General features: G+C 68.5%; 15 protein-coding genes. 9 read left to right on the top strand and 6 right to left on the bottom strand.

Going from position 1 to position 15616, the window contains the following annotated elements; all coding sequences use genetic code 11:
• The coding region (locus AC0N04_RS04425) for a branched-chain amino acid ABC transporter substrate-binding protein (RefSeq protein ID WP_474279011.1) at window positions 1–576 on the top strand (576 nt) is incomplete at its 5' end.
• 40 nt (window positions 577–616) lie between these two features.
• Window positions 617–1612: a porin gene (locus AC0N04_RS04420; RefSeq protein WP_474279009.1), complete on the top strand. Its 996-nt coding sequence runs from the start codon at window positions 617–619 to the stop codon at window positions 1610–1612.
• A gap of 192 nt (window positions 1613–1804) precedes the next feature.
• Here AC0N04_RS04420 and AC0N04_RS04415 read toward each other — a convergent pair whose 3' ends face one another.
• Together AC0N04_RS04415 and AC0N04_RS04410 are read right to left on the bottom strand one after the other, a co-directional pair.
• Window positions 1805–4207 (bottom strand): penicillin acylase family protein, encoded by a 2403-nt coding sequence (locus tag AC0N04_RS04415; protein WP_474279007.1) that lies wholly within the window; start codon window positions 4205–4207, stop codon window positions 1805–1807.
• Between the two features lie 4 nt (window positions 4208–4211).
• Window positions 4212–4778, bottom strand: coding sequence for a DUF1415 domain-containing protein (locus AC0N04_RS04410; RefSeq protein WP_474279005.1), 567 nt, complete (start codon window positions 4776–4778; stop codon window positions 4212–4214).
• Window positions 4779–4933: 155 nt separating this feature from the next.
• Between AC0N04_RS04410 and htpG the strand changes: the two genes are divergently transcribed.
• Window positions 4934–6820: a molecular chaperone HtpG gene (htpG, locus tag AC0N04_RS04405; RefSeq protein WP_474279003.1), complete on the top strand. Its 1887-nt coding sequence runs from the start codon at window positions 4934–4936 to the stop codon at window positions 6818–6820.
• 8 nt (window positions 6821–6828) lie between these two features.
• On the opposite strand, the gene AC0N04_RS04400 is transcribed toward htpG, so the two are convergent.
• A complete protein-coding gene (locus AC0N04_RS04400) occupies window positions 6829–7881 on the bottom strand; it encodes a serine/threonine protein kinase (RefSeq protein WP_474279001.1) in 1053 nt (350 codons plus the stop codon).
• Window positions 7882–7916: 35 nt separating this feature from the next.
• Window positions 7917–8600: an N-acetyltransferase family protein gene (locus tag AC0N04_RS04395; RefSeq protein ID WP_474278999.1), complete on the bottom strand. Its 684-nt coding sequence runs from the start codon at window positions 8598–8600 to the stop codon at window positions 7917–7919.
• A 374-nt stretch (window positions 8601–8974) separates the two neighbouring features.
• Between AC0N04_RS04395 and rplM the strand changes: the two genes are divergently transcribed.
• From rplM to erpA, 5 genes are all read left to right on the top strand, one after another.
• Window positions 8975–9403 (top strand): 50S ribosomal protein L13, encoded by a 429-nt coding sequence (gene rplM / locus AC0N04_RS04390; RefSeq protein ID WP_474278997.1) that lies wholly within the window; start codon window positions 8975–8977, stop codon window positions 9401–9403.
• 9 nt (window positions 9404–9412) lie between these two features.
• On the top strand, window positions 9413–9805 hold the full coding sequence (gene rpsI, locus AC0N04_RS04385) for a 30S ribosomal protein S9 (protein WP_474278995.1): 393 nt from the start codon (window positions 9413–9415) through the stop codon (window positions 9803–9805).
• A 107-nt stretch (window positions 9806–9912) separates the two neighbouring features.
• A complete protein-coding gene (locus tag AC0N04_RS04380) occupies window positions 9913–10629 on the top strand; it encodes a DUF6776 family protein (RefSeq protein WP_474278993.1) in 717 nt (238 codons plus the stop codon).
• Window positions 10630–10672: 43 nt separating this feature from the next.
• Window positions 10673–11068: a bactofilin family protein gene (locus tag AC0N04_RS04375; RefSeq protein ID WP_474278991.1), complete on the top strand. Its 396-nt coding sequence runs from the start codon at window positions 10673–10675 to the stop codon at window positions 11066–11068.
• A gap of 71 nt (window positions 11069–11139) precedes the next feature.
• Complete coding sequence (gene erpA, locus AC0N04_RS04370) at window positions 11140–11517, top strand: iron-sulfur cluster insertion protein ErpA (protein ID WP_474278989.1); 378 nt, start codon at window positions 11140–11142, stop codon at window positions 11515–11517.
• Window positions 11518–11591: 74 nt separating this feature from the next.
• Here the strand turns inward: erpA and AC0N04_RS04365 are convergent, their stop codons facing one another.
• Together AC0N04_RS04365 and AC0N04_RS04360 are read right to left on the bottom strand one after the other, a co-directional pair.
• Window positions 11592–12719 carry an anhydro-N-acetylmuramic acid kinase gene (locus AC0N04_RS04365; RefSeq protein ID WP_474278987.1) on the bottom strand — a complete coding sequence of 376 codons (1128 nt, stop codon included), beginning with the start codon at window positions 12717–12719 and terminating at the stop codon, window positions 11592–11594.
• A 31-nt stretch (window positions 12720–12750) separates the two neighbouring features.
• Window positions 12751–14142, bottom strand: a complete 1392-nt coding sequence (locus tag AC0N04_RS04360) for a peptidoglycan DD-metalloendopeptidase family protein (protein WP_474278985.1) — start codon at window positions 14140–14142, stop codon at window positions 12751–12753.
• A 220-nt stretch (window positions 14143–14362) separates the two neighbouring features.
• On the opposite strand from AC0N04_RS04360, the gene tyrS reads away from it, so the two are divergent.
• Window positions 14363–15604 (top strand): tyrosine--tRNA ligase, encoded by a 1242-nt coding sequence (tyrS, locus tag AC0N04_RS04355; protein ID WP_474278983.1) that lies wholly within the window; start codon window positions 14363–14365, stop codon window positions 15602–15604.
• Window positions 15605–15616: the final 12 nt, after the last annotated feature.

Here is a 15616-nt window from a genome sequence, read left to right as displayed (position 1 = left end):
GGCGGCCACATCACCAAGCGCGAGTTCACCAACGACAAGGCGACCGACTTCACCGCCATCCTGACCAACATCAAGGCGGTGCACCCCGACGTGGTGTTCTTCGGCGGCATGGACGCGGTGGCCGGACCGATGATCCGCCAGATGAAGCAGCTGGGCATCACGGCCAAGTTCATGGGCGGCGACGGCATCTGCTCGGGCGACCTGCCCAAGCTGGCGGCCGGCGCGATGGCCGACGACCAGGTGGTGTGCGCCGAGGCGGGCGGCATCGACCCGAAGGACACGGCGGCGGTCAAGGGCATGGAGGAGTTCCGTGCGCGCTTCAAGAAGAAGTTCGGTGCGGACGTCGAGATCTATGCACCGTACGTGTACGACGCGACCAACGTGATGGTCGCGGCGATGGTCAAGGCGGGCTCGGCGGATCCGGCCAAGTACCTGCCGGTGCTGGCCAAGACCACGGGCTACAAGGGCGTGACGGGCACCATCTCGTTCGACGAGAAGGGCGACATCAAGAACGGCGCGCTGACCCTGTACACCTACAAGGGCGGCAACAAGGTCTCGCTCGGCGTGATCCGCTGATCGGCGACACCGCGCATCTTCACAACAAGGAATTCATCGCATGAAGAAGACTTTCATCCTGGCCGCAGTGGCCGCCACGCTGGCTGCGCCGGCTGCCTTCGCACAAAGCTCGGTGACCATCTACGGTCGCCTGAACCTGTCGCTGGAACACCAGAAGACCGGCAACGTCACCGACAACACGGTGCAGAACGACGCCTCGCGCATCGGCTTCCTGGGCACCGAAGACCTGGGCGGCGGCCTGAAGGCCGGCTTCCAGCTCGAGCACGGCTTCAACGCCGCCACCGGCGCCCAATCGCAAGGCCAGTTCTGGGCCCGCCAGTCGGAAGTGAACCTGGGCGGCGACTTCGGCATGATCCGCATGGGCCGCTTCACCAGCGAAGCCTACTTCGCGATGGCCGACTACGTCAGCATGCACAACCACGACACCGGCACCTCGTCCGATGCGCTGTTCGCCGATGCCAACGGCTTCAACGGCAGCAGCAAGGTGTCGTACCGCACGCCGGACCTGGGTGGCGTGAAAGTGGAAGTGGCGGCGCAGAACGCCACCGCCAACGGCGCGAACCCGGTGGCCCGCGGCTACGACGTGGCAGCCAACTACGAAGGCGGCCCGCTGCACCTGGGCGCCGGCTACACCAAGCATGACGCGGCCTCGACCTTCGGCGTGCGCGCGCTGTACGAGATGGGCGACTTCACCTTCGGTGGCTACGTGCAACGCGCTGACAACATCGCGTTCGACGCCAACCAGGGCCTGGAAGTGGCCGGCCTGGGCAACCGCACCACGTTCCGCCTGTCGGGCAAGTACGTGATGGGCGCCACCGAACTGCACCTGAACGTGGGCCACGCCGGCAACACGGGCAGCGTCAGCGACAGCGGCGCGACCCAGTTCACGCTGGCCGTCAACCAGAACCTGAGCAAGCGCACCAAGGTCTACGCGTTCTACACCAAGGTCAACAACCAGACCAACGGCGCCTACATGACCGACGCCGCCGGCGTGGACTTCAGCTCCTTCGCCCTGGGCATCCGCCAGAACTTCTGATCGCCTTGCCGAGCGGTGGTCCCGCTCCGCGCCCGCGGAGCGGGTCGCCACCGGCCCGGCCCGTTGAAGAATGGTTGAACGTCGGGACCCTGTCCGACTTGCCGGTGCGCAGCTCGCGCACCGGCTTTTTTTTGGTTCTTCACCCTACTCCGGGGAAGGCTGCCCGGATCTTGAGGAAGAAGTACGCGCGCGTCAGCGCGGCACCAGGGTCAGGGTGCTGACGGTGTGGGCCGCGACATCGGCGTCGGCCAGGTGTTCGGTGCGCGAGGCGCCGCGCATGTAGGCCTGGGCCTGATCGCTGTAATGGGGGTCGCCCCAGACGCCGCTCTGGCCGACCGGGTTGATGCCCTGGGCCTGGTCCGGGTGGGCAAAGTCGATCACCCGGCGGGTGGATGGGCCGTAGGTCACCGCCCAGGGGGCCGGACCGATCGGGCTGGAGAGGTTGTCGGGCACTTCATGGCCTCCGGGGGCCGGGAACGGGCCGACGTTGAACAGCATGTCCAGCGGCTTGCGCTGGCCCAGCGGATGATTGTGGGTCAGCGTGTGGGCGCGGCCCCAGGTCCATTGGGACGGGTCGGTGCCGAAGGTGGCGCGCAAATGGGCCAGCGCATCGTGCCAGGCCGCCTTGACCACGTCGTCGCGCGTGCCGGGGTGCTGCGGCTGGTCATGCCGGCCCCACCATGGCGAATCGGCGTCGGCCGCCAGCCGCGGCAGGGCGAGGTCGAGCGCGCGGGTGCGCAGCAGGTTGTTGAAGGCCGCCTCGCCCAGTTCGTCCTGCATCGCGTCTCGCGCCAGGTCGTAGAGGAACTGGGTGAACAGCGTCGGCTCGATCGCGTCCACTGGGTAGTTGCCCGGCCACTGCGCCAGGCGCTGCACCAGGGCGCGTTCGGCCGGGTCGGAGACGACCCGCTGCAGCACCGGCAGCAGCGGGTCCAGCACGCGGTGGGCGTAGCCGGTCTGCACATCGAGCTGCAGCGCCTGGGCGTCGGCGACCGTCCACTTGCGGCCCGGGGCGCTCAGCAGTTGGTGCAGGCGCACGCCTCGATCCCAGAGGTTGTAATAACCCGGAATCGGCCGCTCCCCCGCCGGTTGCAGATTGGCCGAGACGATCAGGCCGGTGGCCGGGTTTTCCTGCTGCGGATTGCTTGCGAACGGCATGAAGCCATCCTTGTCGGCCTCTTCGCCGCGGCCGTCGAGGATGAAGGTCGGATTGACGCCGGGCGGGCGCAGGGGCAGCCGGGCGGCCGCCCACCAGCCGATGTCGCCGGCCGCGTTGGCCCAGACCACGTTCAGCCCGGGGGCGTGGATGTCGGCCGCGGCCGCGCGGGCCTTGGCCAGCGTGTCGGCGCGGTCGAGCTGGTAGAAGGCTTCGAGGATCGGGTTCGAGGTGGTCAGGTAGGCCCACCACATCGCGATCGGGCGCGTGCCGCCGGCGCCGTCGAGCGCGTCGTTGACGATCGGGCCGTGCGGCGAGCTGCGCAGGCTCAGCGTCACCGGCGCCTGGCCCTTGACGGCGATCGTTTCCTGGCGGGTCTGCAGCGGCACCCAGTGGTCGTGGATCAGGACCTGGCCCGGGTGGGCGGCATCGGTGGTCTCGGCGATCAGGTCGACGTCATCGTTCTGGAACATCGTCAGGCTCCAGCCGAAGTGCTCGTTGTGGCCCAGCAGCGCGAACGGATCCAGGGCCTGGAAGTGGCCGTACAGGTTGAAGCCCGGCGCGCTCAGCTGGGCTTCGTACCAGACGGCGGGCACCGAGAACGCGATGTGCGGGTCGCCCGCCAGCAGCGGCTTGCCGCTGGCCGTGTGCGCGCCGCTCAGCGCCCAGGCGTTGCTGCCTTCGAATTGCGGCAGGCCGCCGGCATCGACCGCGTCCTGGCTCAGCCGGGCCAGGCGCTGCAGGCCCTGGAAATCGGCGCGGCTCAGCGCGTCGCCGCGCTCGCCGCGGGCGATCGCCCCTTCGGGATGCCAGTCCAGATCGAAGTCCTTCAGGTAGGCGGCGCCCAGTTGATCGCGGATCTGGGTCATCACCGGCTCGGTCTTGAAGGCGGCCGCGAAGCTGTAGGCCAGGTAGCCGGCCACGCTGATCGTGTCGGCCGCCGTGAAGGGTCGCTTCGGGATGCCCAGCAGCACGAATTCCAGCGGTGCAGGATGGCTGGCCTGGAACTGGTTGATGCCGTCCAGGTAGGCCTGCAGCGCGCGGGTGCTGGGCAGCGCGGGGTCGAGCGTGGCGGCCACCGCATCGCCCTGCGCACGCAGGCCCAGCGTGCGGAACAGGCGGTCGGTGGGCAGCAGCTTCGGCCCCAGCACCTCGGCCAGCTCGCCGCGCGCCAGGCGGCGCAGGATTTCCATCTGGAACAGCCGGTCCTGGGCCTGCACGTAGCCCAGCGCGCGGTACAGGTCGGGCTCGTTGGCGGCCCGCAGATGCGGCACGCCGACCTCGTCGTAGCGCACGTCGACCGGTGCCGACAGGCCGGCGATCGCCAGCCGGCCCGAGCGTTGCGGCAGGCGTTGGTGGACGAACCACCAGCCGCCGGCGGCGGTCAGCACGAGCACGGTCAGCAGCGTCAGCGCGCCGATCTTCAGGAATCGTTTCATGGGGTCACTCCGGTACGGCGGGGAACAGCTGCTGCCATCCGGCCAGGCCCAGCGCTTGAAGGGTTTCGATGTTGCGGCCGTAGATCGCTTCGGCGTCGGGGTAGGCCGCGACGGCGCGCTCGATGCTGGCTTCGCGGATCAGGTGCAGGGTGGGCCAGGGCGAGCGGTTGCTGTAGTTGGTGATGTCGTCGGGCGCGGTGCCGGCGAACTGGTAGTGCGGATGGAAGCTGGCGATCTGCAGCGTGCCGGCCAGGCCCAGCTGCTCCAGCGCCCGGTCGGCCAGATCGAGAAAGTCGTTGAAATCGAGAAAGTCGGACAGCACCCGGGGGTGGACCAGCAGCGTGGTGTCGGTCTGGTCCGGATCGACCTGGGCCAGGTGGCGAAGTTCCTCGACCAGGTGCGCCAGCAGTGCCTCGGGCTCGGTGGCGGGGCTGACCACGGTGCGGATCTGGCCCTTGACCCGCACGCTCTTGGCGAACGGGCACAGGTTCAGGCCGATCACGGCCCGGTCCAGCCAGGCCAGGGTGTCGGTGCGGACGGCGTCGTCGTTGGGAGGCGGCATGCGCGGCATTGTCGGGCCAGTGTGTAAGAAGGGTGTGAAGGCCGGACCGCCCGCGGCGACCGTCACCGGTCGACGCCGGGGCCTTGAAAGCCCGCACTCCGCCCCCAGCTTCGGCGCGTGCGCCGCCTCGGCGCCCGCTTTTCCGTCAACAACGAATCGCCACCATGAGCAAGCAGACCCATTCCTTCCAGGCCGAAGTCAAGCAGATCCTGCACCTCGTCACCCATTCGCTGTATTCGAACAAGGAAATCTTCCTGCGCGAGCTGGTCTCGAACGCTTCCGACGCCTGCGACAAGCTGCGCTTCGAGGCGCTGGACAACGCCGCGCTGTACGAGGACGCTCCGAACCTCGAAGTGCGGGTGCTGTTCGACGCCGAGGCCAAGACCATCACCATCCGCGACAACGGCATCGGCATGAGCGCCGAGGAAGCCGCCTCGCACCTGGGCACCATCGCCAAGAGCGGCACACGCGAATTCATGGCCAAGCTCGAAGGCGAGCAGAAGAAGGACGCCAACCTGATCGGCCAGTTCGGCGTGGGCTTCTACTCGGGCTTCATCGTCGCCGACCGCATCACCGTGGAAAGCCGCCGCGCCGGCCTCGCCGCGGAGCAGGGCGTGCGCTGGAGCAGCGAGGGCACCGGCGAGTACGAGCTGGAGAGCCTTACCAAGGCCACGCGCGGCACTGACGTGATCCTGCACCTGCGCGACGAGGACAGCGAGTTCCTCTCGACCTGGAAGCTCAAGTCCATCATCGGCAAGTACTCCGACCACATCTCGCTGCCCATCCTGATGCAGAAGGAGACCTGGGACGCCGAAGCGAGCAAGCAGGTCAAGACCGAGGAGTGGGAGACGGTCAACAAGGCGGCGGCGCTGTGGGCGCGCGCCAAGAGCGACGTGACCGACGCCGAGTACCAGGAGTTCTACAAGCAGCTCAGCTACGACAGCCAGCCGCCGCTGGCCTACACCCACAACCGCGTCGAAGGCCGCAGCGAGTACACCCAGCTGCTGTACGTGCCGGCCAAGGCGCCGTTCGACCTGTGGAACCGCGACAAGCGCGGCGGCGTGAAGCTCTACGTCAAGCGCGTGTTCATCATGGACGACGCCGAGGCGCTGATGCCCACCTACCTGCGCTTCGTCAAGGGCGTGATCGACTCGGCCGACCTGCCGCTGAACGTCTCCCGAGAGCTGCTGCAGGAAAGCCGCGACGTGAAGGCCATCCGCGAAGGATCGACCAAGCGGGTGCTGGGCATGCTGGAGTCGCTGGCGAACAGCGACAGCGCCGACGACAAGGCCAAGTACCAGAGCTTCTGGAACGAGTTCGGCGCGGTGCTGAAGGAAGGCGTGGGCGAAGACTTCCAGAACCAGGAGCGCCTGGCCAAGCTGCTGCGCTTCGCCTCGACCCAGGCCGACGAGGGCGTCAGCCTGGCCGATTACGTGGCGCGCATGAAGGAGGGCCAGGAGGCCATCTACGTGATCACCGCCGACACCCTGGCGGCCGCCAAGAGCAGCCCGCAACTGGAGCTCTTCCGCAAGAAGGGCCTGGAGGTGCTGCTGCTGACCGATCGCGTCGACGAGTGGCTGCTGTCGCACCTGCACGAGTTCGAAGGCAAGCCGCTGCAAAGCGTCGCCAAGGGCGCGGTGGACCTGGGCAAGCTGCAGGACGAGGCCGAGAAGAAGCAGGCCGAGGAAGCCGCCGAAGCCTTCAAGCCGGTGCTGGAGCGCCTGAAGGAGGCGCTGAAGGACCGCGTCAAGGACGTGCGCGTCACGACCCGCCTGGTCGATTCGCCGGCCTGCGTCGTGGTCGACGACAGCGACATGAGCGCCCACCTGGCGCGCCTGCTCAAGCAGGCCGGCCAGGAGGCGCCCAAGGCCCAGCCCATCCTGGAGGTCAATCCGGAGCACCGGCTGGTGAAGAAGCTGGCCGACGATCCGCGCTTCGACGATCTGGCGCAGATCCTGTTCGACCAGGCCTTGCTCGCCGAGGGCGGGCAGCTGGACGACCCGGCGGCCCACGTGAAGCGGGTCACCGCGCTGCTGAGCGCCTCAGCCTGAAGCGCCATTCAGCGGTCCTGCATGCGTTCGATCTGCTCGCGCAGCTCGGTGGCCTGCTGCTGCCAGTAGTTGGGGCTGCCGAACCACGGGAAGGCCACCGGGAAGGCCGGGTCGCTCCAGCGCTCGGCCAGCCAGGCGCTGTGGTGGATCATGCGCAAGGTGCGCAGCGGCTCGATCAGCAGCAGTTCGCGGTCATCGAAATCCATGAAGTCGCGGTAGCCGTCGAGCAGGTGGTGCAGCGAGGCGTCGACGGCGCCGCGCTCGCCCGGCAACAGCATCCACAGGTCCTGCATGGCGGGGCCGGTGCAGCAATCGTCGAAGTCGACGAAATTCGGGCCGGCATGCTCGCCTTCCTCGCGCCACAGGACATTGCCCGGATGGCAGTCGCCATGCAACCGCAGCGTGCGCAGGCCGGGGTGGCGCGCGAAGGCCGATGCCACCTCGTCCAGCGCCTTGGCGCTGGACGCCAGCCAGCCGCTGTCGACGTCCGGGCTGACGAAGCCGGCATCGATCAGCCGCTGGCGTGCGGCATGACCGTAGGTCTGCACGTTCAGGGCGCGGCGATGGGCGAAGCTCGAGCGCGCCCCCACCGCGTGCATGCGCCCGATCAGGCGGCCCAGCCAGGCCTGGGTGTCGGGGCGCTCCAGCTCCGGCGCCCGACCCGCCCGGCGCGGCGACACCGCGAAACGGAAGCCGCCGTGCGCGCCGGTGCGCAGGTGAGCGAGGGTGGGGGCGGCGGCATCGATGCGCAGCGACGGGTCGGTGGCATCCCGGGCCCGCAGCGGCAGCGGCGCGACCACCGGCAGGTCCGCCTCGGCGAGCTCGGTCGAAAAGCGATGCTCCTCGATGATCTGCTCGTCGCTCCAACGCCCCGGGCGGTAGAACTTGGCGACCACGACCGCGCCCGACTCCAGGCTGACCTGGTAGACCCGGTTCTCGTAGGAGTTGAGCTGCAGCAGGCGGCCATCGGCATCGAAGCCGGCGCTGTGCAAGGCCTGCAGGACGGCGGACGGGTCCAGATCGGCGTACGGTGCACCATCGGGTGCCGGAGGGGCGGTCATCGCCCCATGGTACGCGAGCGGTGTCCTTGAGCGACTCAATCGACGGTGTTGCGCCGCCCCCGGGTCAAGCCGGCCTTGACGCTGCCCAGCAAGCCCAGCAGCCAATCCATGCGCTGGGCGCCGCTCTTCATCCGGTAATCGATCTCCGCGGCCTGTCCTTCGACCAGTTCTTCGAGATGCGAGCCGACGCTTTCGGGCGGCAGCTTCAGCCGCGCCTCGGACTCGCCGCCGTCGCGCACCACCGTCGCGCCGGCGCGGCGCGCGATCTTCAGCATGGCCGCGTTCTCGCTCAGCGCGTGGATGATCATCGTGTCCACATCGCGATTGCGGGCATGCAGCACCGCATGGTCGAACAGCCGGCTGCCATAGCCTCGGTTGCGCGCGCGCGGGCTGACCGACACGCCGAACTCCGCCAGGTGGCGGTCGGTGGCCGTGTCCGGCAGATAGGCCAGGTGGACCATCGCAATCACTTCGAGGCGGCGGTTGAAGATGCCGAAGACTTCGTCGCGGCGGAAGTCCAGCAGATCCACGTAGCGGCTGATCTGAGCGTCGCTGGCGGCGTAGCCGAAGCGCAGGTAGCGGTCAGCCGGCGCCAGGCTCAACAGGTGGGCCAGCACCCGGGGGCGGTGGCGCTCGGCCAGTGAACGGATCGGGACCCAGCGGAAAGTCGGCTCGGGCGGGCGCTGCCGCGCGCCGGCTGGGTCGGGGGGACGGGGCATGAACGGATCTGGAACGGGCTCGATCATCGGGGCGCTCCATCGAAAATTAAGGGATTACCCGAACTGTACACAGCCTGGTTGGGGAGCGATCCCCAGAGTCCATCGGACGGGGTGGCAGATTACCGTTTCTCTCGGTTGGCGTCTTGCGATATACTGGCGGGCTTACCCGTTATCGGCGGGGAGAACGGGCCTGGGCCGATGCCGCTCAGCAGGGGACGTCTTAGAGGATGCCTTGCTGAAAGCACCGAGCCGGCACCCGGTCAGCCTGAGAGGCCGCCGGCCGGCGCAGACGATGCGCCAGCCACCCCAAGCGGTTCCGAAGGACGCCGGCCAGCCGTTCGAACAGCCGTGTTTTTCTTTTCAGAAGACCCCTCATGAAGACCTTCAGCGCCAAGCCGGCCGAAGTGAAGCACGAGTGGCTTGTGCTTGATGCCACCGATAAGGTGCTCGGACGTGTCGCCAGCGAAGTGGCACTCCGTTTGCGCGGCAAGCACAAGGCCATCTACACGCCTCACGTCGACACCGGTGACTTCATCATCGTCCTGCACGCCGACAAGCTCCGCGTGACCGGCAACAAGGCCAACGACAAGGTGTACTACCGCCATTCGGGCTTCCCGGGCGGGATCTACGGCACCAAGTTCAAGGACATGCAAGCCAAGCATCCGGGCCGTGCCCTGGAAAAGGCCGTCAAGGGCATGCTGCCCAAGGGTCCGCTGGGCTACGCGATGATCAAGAAGCTGAAGGTGTATGCCGGTGGTGAACACCCGCACGCCGCCCAGCAGCCCAAGGTGCTGGAAATCTAAGGAGCGGTGATGATCGGAAACTACAACTACGGTACCGGCCGTCGCAAGTCGTCGGTGGCGCGCGTCTTCATCAAGAAGGGGACCGGCCAGATCGTCGTCAACGGCCGCGCCGTCGACGAATATTTCGGCCGCCAGACCTCGATCATGATCGTCAAGCAGCCGCTGCTGCTGACGGGCAACGGCGAAGCCTTCGACGTCAAGGTCAACGTGCACGGTGGCGGCGAGTCCGGCCAGGCCGGCGCGGTGCGCCACGGCATCACCCGCGCGCTGATCGACTACGACGCGGCGCTGAAGCCTGAACTGAGCCAGGCCGGCTTCGTCACCCGCGACGCGCGTGAAGTCGAGCGTAAGAAGGTCGGCTTGCACGGCGCCCGCCGCAGGAAGCAGTTCAGCAAGCGCTGATCCCGAGCCTTTCCGGGGCTTTCGGGCCCGGGAACTCAAGGAAAGGCCGCTTTTTGCGGCCTTTCGCGTCTTCAGCCCACGTTGTCCCGCCACTCGCCGCCCCTTCGATGCGCTGGAAACTTCTCCGCCGCCGGCTGTCCATCACGGCGCCCCGCATGACCGTGCGCAGCCACCTGCCCTGGCCTTTGCGCTGGGCACTGGCGGCGCTGGCGCTGGGCTTTTCGGCGGCCATCGCGCTGTGGGCGTTCGAGTTCGGCAAGGACATTGCAGGGCTGGACCGCGATGCCAAGCAGGAACTGGGGGCGCTGCGCGACGAGGTGCAGACCCTGCGCAGCGACCGGGAGAAGGCGCAAGCGATCGCCAACACCGCCGACAGTCTGCTGAAGGCCGAGAAAGTGGCGCAGGATCGCCTGGCCGAGCAGTTGCGCCAGTCCGAGGCCGAGAATCTGGCGCTGAAGGAGGACCTCGGCTTCTTCGAGCACCTGCTGCCGGCCGCCGGGCCGGCCGACCAGGGGCCGCAGATCCGTGGCTTCCAGGTGGACGCCGAGAGCGCGACCCGTACGCATTTCCAGCTGCTGGTGATGATGGGCGCCTCGGCCGGCCCGGGTTTCCAGGGCCGCTACGACGTGACCCTGGCCGGCACGCTGGACGGCAAGCCCTGGACCCAGGCCATGCCGGGCGGCCCGCAGCCCTTGCAGATCCGCCGGTACCTGCGGGTCGAGGGGCGGGTCGAGCACCCGGCGCAGGCCGTGGTAAAAACGGCACAAGTCCGGGTGACCGACAGCCAGGGTCGCGTGCGCGTGACCCAGCTGGCCCGCCTCTGAGCACCCCGCCAAGGGGCCGCGCTCGACCGAACGGAGATCTCCCATGTGGTTCAACCGCAAGAAGCAGCCCCCGATCCGCAGCCTGATCGGTGAAGGCACGGTGGTGCAGGGCGAGTTGCACTTCAGCGACGGCCTGCGCATCGATGGCGAAGTGCGGGGCGACGTGCTGGCGGATGGCCCCAGCCTGCTGGTGATCAGTGAAAAAGCCCGTGTCCAGGGCAAGGTGATCGCCGGGCATGTGATCATCAACGGCCATGTGCAGGGACCGGTGCAATCGACCGAACTGCTTGAATTGCAGCCCAAGGCCCGCATTGTGGGTGATGTGCTGTACGAAGCCCTGGAAATGCACCAGGGTGCGACGATCGACGGGGAGTTGCGCCACCGGGCTCCCGACGAAGAAAAGCCAACCTTGAAGCTCGCGGCATCGAGCCAGGGTTGATCGCTCCCCGGTCTCGTCCGCCGAGACGAGATCGAACGAATTTGCCTCCTGTCCAGTCCGAGGATCCCGCCATGAACGCTATCGCCGAAACCACCGCCCCGTCCGCATCCAGCGAGATGCCCGCACCCATCATCTTCACCGACAGCGCCGCGGCCAAGGTGGCCGATCTCGTCGCCGAAGAGGGCAACCCCGAACTGAAGCTGCGCGTGTTCGTGCAGGGGGGCGGCTGTTCGGGCTTCCAGTACGGCTTCACCTTCGACGAAGTCGCCAATGACGACGACACCCAGATGAACAAAAACGGCGTCACGCTGCTGATCGACGCGATGAGCCTGCAATACCTGGTCGGCGCCGAGATCGACTACAAGGAAGATCTGCAGGGTGCGCAGTTCGTCATCAAGAACCCGAACGCCACGACCACCTGCGGCTGCGGCTCCAGCTTCTCGGCCTGAGACCCCGCGGCACCTGCGCGCCAGCCGCCTCCGGGCGGCTTTTTCACGTCCGCAGGGGCTTTCTTCCCCGGCGTTCAGTGCGCCGGGTACAGCGCGCCCAGCACACGGGCCGCCCGGGCGCCGGTGACGGCGGGACGGTTGCCGGGCAGGCCGTTCAAAAACGCCCAGGCCAGCCAGGCGAAGGCGGCCGCCTCGACCTGCAGCGGCGGCAGCCCCCGCTCGGCGCTGCTGCGCACCGGTATGCCGGGCAGCTCTGCCGCCAGCCGCCGCATCAGGTCGCCGTTCAGCGCGCCGCCGCCGCACACCAGCAACTCCGCGGTCTGGGGGGCCTGGGACAGCAGCGCCCGGGCCGCGCTGCGGGCCGTGAAGGCGGCCAGCGTGGCCTGGACGTCTTGCGGCGGCAGGTCGCCAAAGGCGGCGAGCTGGCGAGCCAGCCAGGCCGGATTGAACAAGTCCCTGCCGGTGCTCTTGGGCGGGTCCTTTTGCAGAAAGGGCTCCTCCAGCAGCTTCGCCAGCAAGCCGGCGTGGGGGGTGCCGCCGGCGGCCCAGAGGCCGTCGGCGTCGAAGGCCTGGCCGCGATGCAGCGCCACCCAGTGGTCCAGCAGCGCGTTGCCCGGGCCGCAGTCGAAACCCCGCAGGGCCTGCGCCGGACCGGCCTGCGCCGGCAGCAGCGTCAGGTTGCCGATCCCGCCCAGGTTCAGCACGGCCCGCGGCGCCGCCGTGGTACCGAAGACCTGCTGATGGAAGGCTGGCACCAGCGGCGCGCCCTGGCCGCCGGCGGCCACGTCGCGGCTGCGGAAATCGCAGATCACCGCGATGCCGGTGAGCTCGGCCAGCAGGGCCGGCTGGTTCAGCTGCACGGTGTAGCCCACGTCATCGAATTCGCCCGGGCGATGGCGCACGGTCTGCCCGTGCGAGCCGATCGCCTGCACCGCTTCCGGTGGCGTCGACGAGGCCGCCAGCACCGCGGCCACCGTGTCGGCCTGCAGCCGCGCCAGCGCATTGGCGGCCAAGGCGGCGCGGTGCAACTCGTCGTCGCCGCGCTGGTTCAGTGCCATCAGCTCGGCGCGCAAACCCGCGGGCATCGGCCGGTGCGCGTGGCCCAGGATCTGCAGGTCATGGCCCGGCTCGAAGCGCGCCAGCACGCCATCGACGCCGTCCATCGATGTACCCGACATCAGACCGAGGGTCAGCATGGGCATCCTGGCGAGCGGTCGCTGTGAATGGGAGCGCCTAGTCGATCCGCCCGGCCAGGCCATGGACCGATTCGGCCACGTCCAGCGCCGACTTCAGCTGCTGCGCCTGCAGCGCGAAGCGGGGACGGTCCGCCGAGGCCAGCGCGACGGTCTCGGCGGACTTCGCCACCACCAGCGGGTCGAGCTGCTGGCCGTGCAGGCGAAACTCGAAGTGCAGGTGCGGTCCTGTGGCCCAGCCGGTCTCACCCACGGCGCCGATGTTCTCGCCCTGGCTGACGTGCTCGCCGCGGCGCACGTCGATGCGGCTCAGATGGGCGTAGACGGTCATCCGGTCGCCGCTGTGCTGGACCTGGATCACATTGCCGTAGCCGGTCTGCTGGCCGGCGAAGCTGACGACGCCATCGCCCACCACGCGCACTGGGGTGCCGATCGGCGCGCCGTAATCCACGCCCAGGTGGGCCTTCCACTTCTTCAGGATCGGGTGAAAGCGCATCGCGAAGCCCGAGGTCACGCGCGAGAAGCGCATCGGACTGGCCAGGAAGGCGCGGTGCAGGCTCTGGCCGTTGAAGTCGTAATACCCGCCCTTGTCCCCGTCGAACCACACGGCGTTGTAGGCGTGGCCGTTGTTGACGAATTCGGCTGCGAGCACCCGGCCGCTGGCCTGGTTCCAGGTGATCGGCTCGCCGTCGGCCGTCAGCGCCTCGTAGACGACGCTGAAGCTGTCGCCGCTGCGCAGCGCATGGTGAAAGTCGATGTCGCTCGAAAAGATGTCGGCGAGCTGCACCGCGATCGGGTCGGGAATGTCGGCCTCGTCGGTGGCGGCGAACAGCGAGGAGCGGATGCTGCCGCTGGCGACGCGCGTGGTGACCGCCAACGGCAGCTCCTCGATGGTGCTGTGCCAGGCCGGCCCCTCGCCACGGCTCAGCGTCAGCCGGGTGAAATGGGTGGGGGTGGCGTCGGTCTCGCCTTGCGCCGGGAAACGCGCCACCAGTGTCAGCAACTGCCCCTCGCCGCTCAAGGTCGCGCTGACCATCTTGCCGGGCCGGCCGTTGAACAGGCGCTGCGCGGTGGGGTCGCTGCGCAGCCACCGGACCGCCTCGGGGTCGGCGGCGCCGAGCCGGCGCAGCAGGCTGTCGGCGGTGTCGCCGGCGTCGGTCCGGGTGCTGCGCGACAGCGTCAGCCGCGCGCCGGCCAGCGCATCGAGCTGCCCGTCGACGGGCTCCGGCGTCACGGTCTCGCTGACCAGGCGCTGCGGCAGCAGCGCCGCATCGGGGGCCATCGGCGCGATCGCGAACGCCCCGACACCCACCACCGCCAGCGCGGCGAGGGCGGTGGCGGCGAGACCGCGGTGATGTGCGGAGGTGAAGCGGCGGAGTGCGCGCCAGGCCGTCGACAGGGCGGCCGCCAAGGTGGATTCCAACGAAGTCACGTGTTGTCGTCGGACGCCCGAGCGCCCTGGGTTCGGGTGGCTGTGAAACTGCGCAAGCCGTGGAGCGCCTCCCGGGGCGCCGCAGGGCGGCCCGTAGAATCGGGCGTCGGCCACCCCTGCCGGCCGCAGATGCGCAGGCTGCCGTGGGCAGCTGTTTTAGCGACCCGCGAGTATACCTTCGAGGTCGGTTTTGACGACCTTTCTCACCGCCTGTTTCACCATGTCCGAACTGCTCTCGCCCGCCCCGTCCAGCCCCGCCTTGAGCGATTCGGTGCGCGAGGCGCTGGCCATCAGCCGCCGCGGCTGCGCCGAACTCCTGCCCGAAGCCGACTGGATCAAGAAGCTGCAGCGCTCGGAGGCCACCGGCACGCCGCTGCGCATCAAGCTCGGGCTGGACCCGACGGCGCCCGACATCCACATCGGCCACACCGTGGTGCTGAACAAGCTGCGCCAGCTGCAGGACCTGGGCCACACGGTGATCTTCTTGATCGGCGACTTCACGTCGATGATCGGCGACCCGTCGGGTCGCAACGCCACCCGTCCGCCGCTGACGCGCGAGCAGATCGAGGCCAACGCCAAGACCTATTACGCCCAGGCCAGCCTGGTGCTGGATCCGGACCGGACCGAGATCCGCTACAACAGCGAATGGAGCGATCCGTTGGGCGCGCGCGGCATGATCGAGCTGGCCGCCAAGTACACCGTGGCGCGCATGCTCGAGCGCGACGACTTCACCAAGCGCTTCCAGTCCAACACGCCGATCTCGGTCCACGAGCTGCTGTATCCGCTGATGCAGGGCTACGACTCGGTGGCCTTGAAGAGCGACCTGGAACTGGGCGGCACGGACCAGAAGTTCAACCTGCTGGTGGGGCGCGCGCTGCAGGGCGAATATGGGCAGGAGCCGCAGTGCATCCTGACCATGCCGCTGCTCGAAGGACTGGATGGCATCGAGAAGATGTCCAAGTCCAAGAACAACTACGTCGGCATCACCGAGCCGGCCAACACCATGTTCGCGAAGGTCCTGTCGATCAGCGACGAGCAGATGTGGAAGTGGTTCACGCTGCTGAGCTTCCGTTCGGAGACCGAGATCGCCGCCCTGAAGGCCGAGGTCGCGGCCGGCCGCAACCCCAAGCACGCCAAGGTGGCGCTGGCCAAGGAGATCACCACCCGATTCCACAGTGCCTCGGCCGCGGACGCCGCCGAGGCCGATTTCGACCACCGTGCCAAGGGCGGCATTCCCGACGAGATCCCGGAGATCGAGCTCGGCGGCGCGCCGATGGCGATCGGCGCGCTGCTGAAGGCGGCCAACCTGGTGCCCAGCAGCAGCGAGGGCCTGCGCCTGGTCGAGCAGGGCGGCGTGCGCATCGACGGCACGGTGGTCAGCGACAAGGGTTTGAAGGTCGATGCCGGCACCTGGGTGGTCCAGGTCGGCAAGCGCAAGTTCGCGCGCATCACGCTGGCCTGAAGGCCGGCTTCG

The organism is Ideonella sp. sgz306126 (assembly GCF_056032705.1).
The sequence above is the reverse complement of the archived record's forward strand: the minus strand, read 5'-3'. Positions and strand labels throughout refer to the sequence as shown.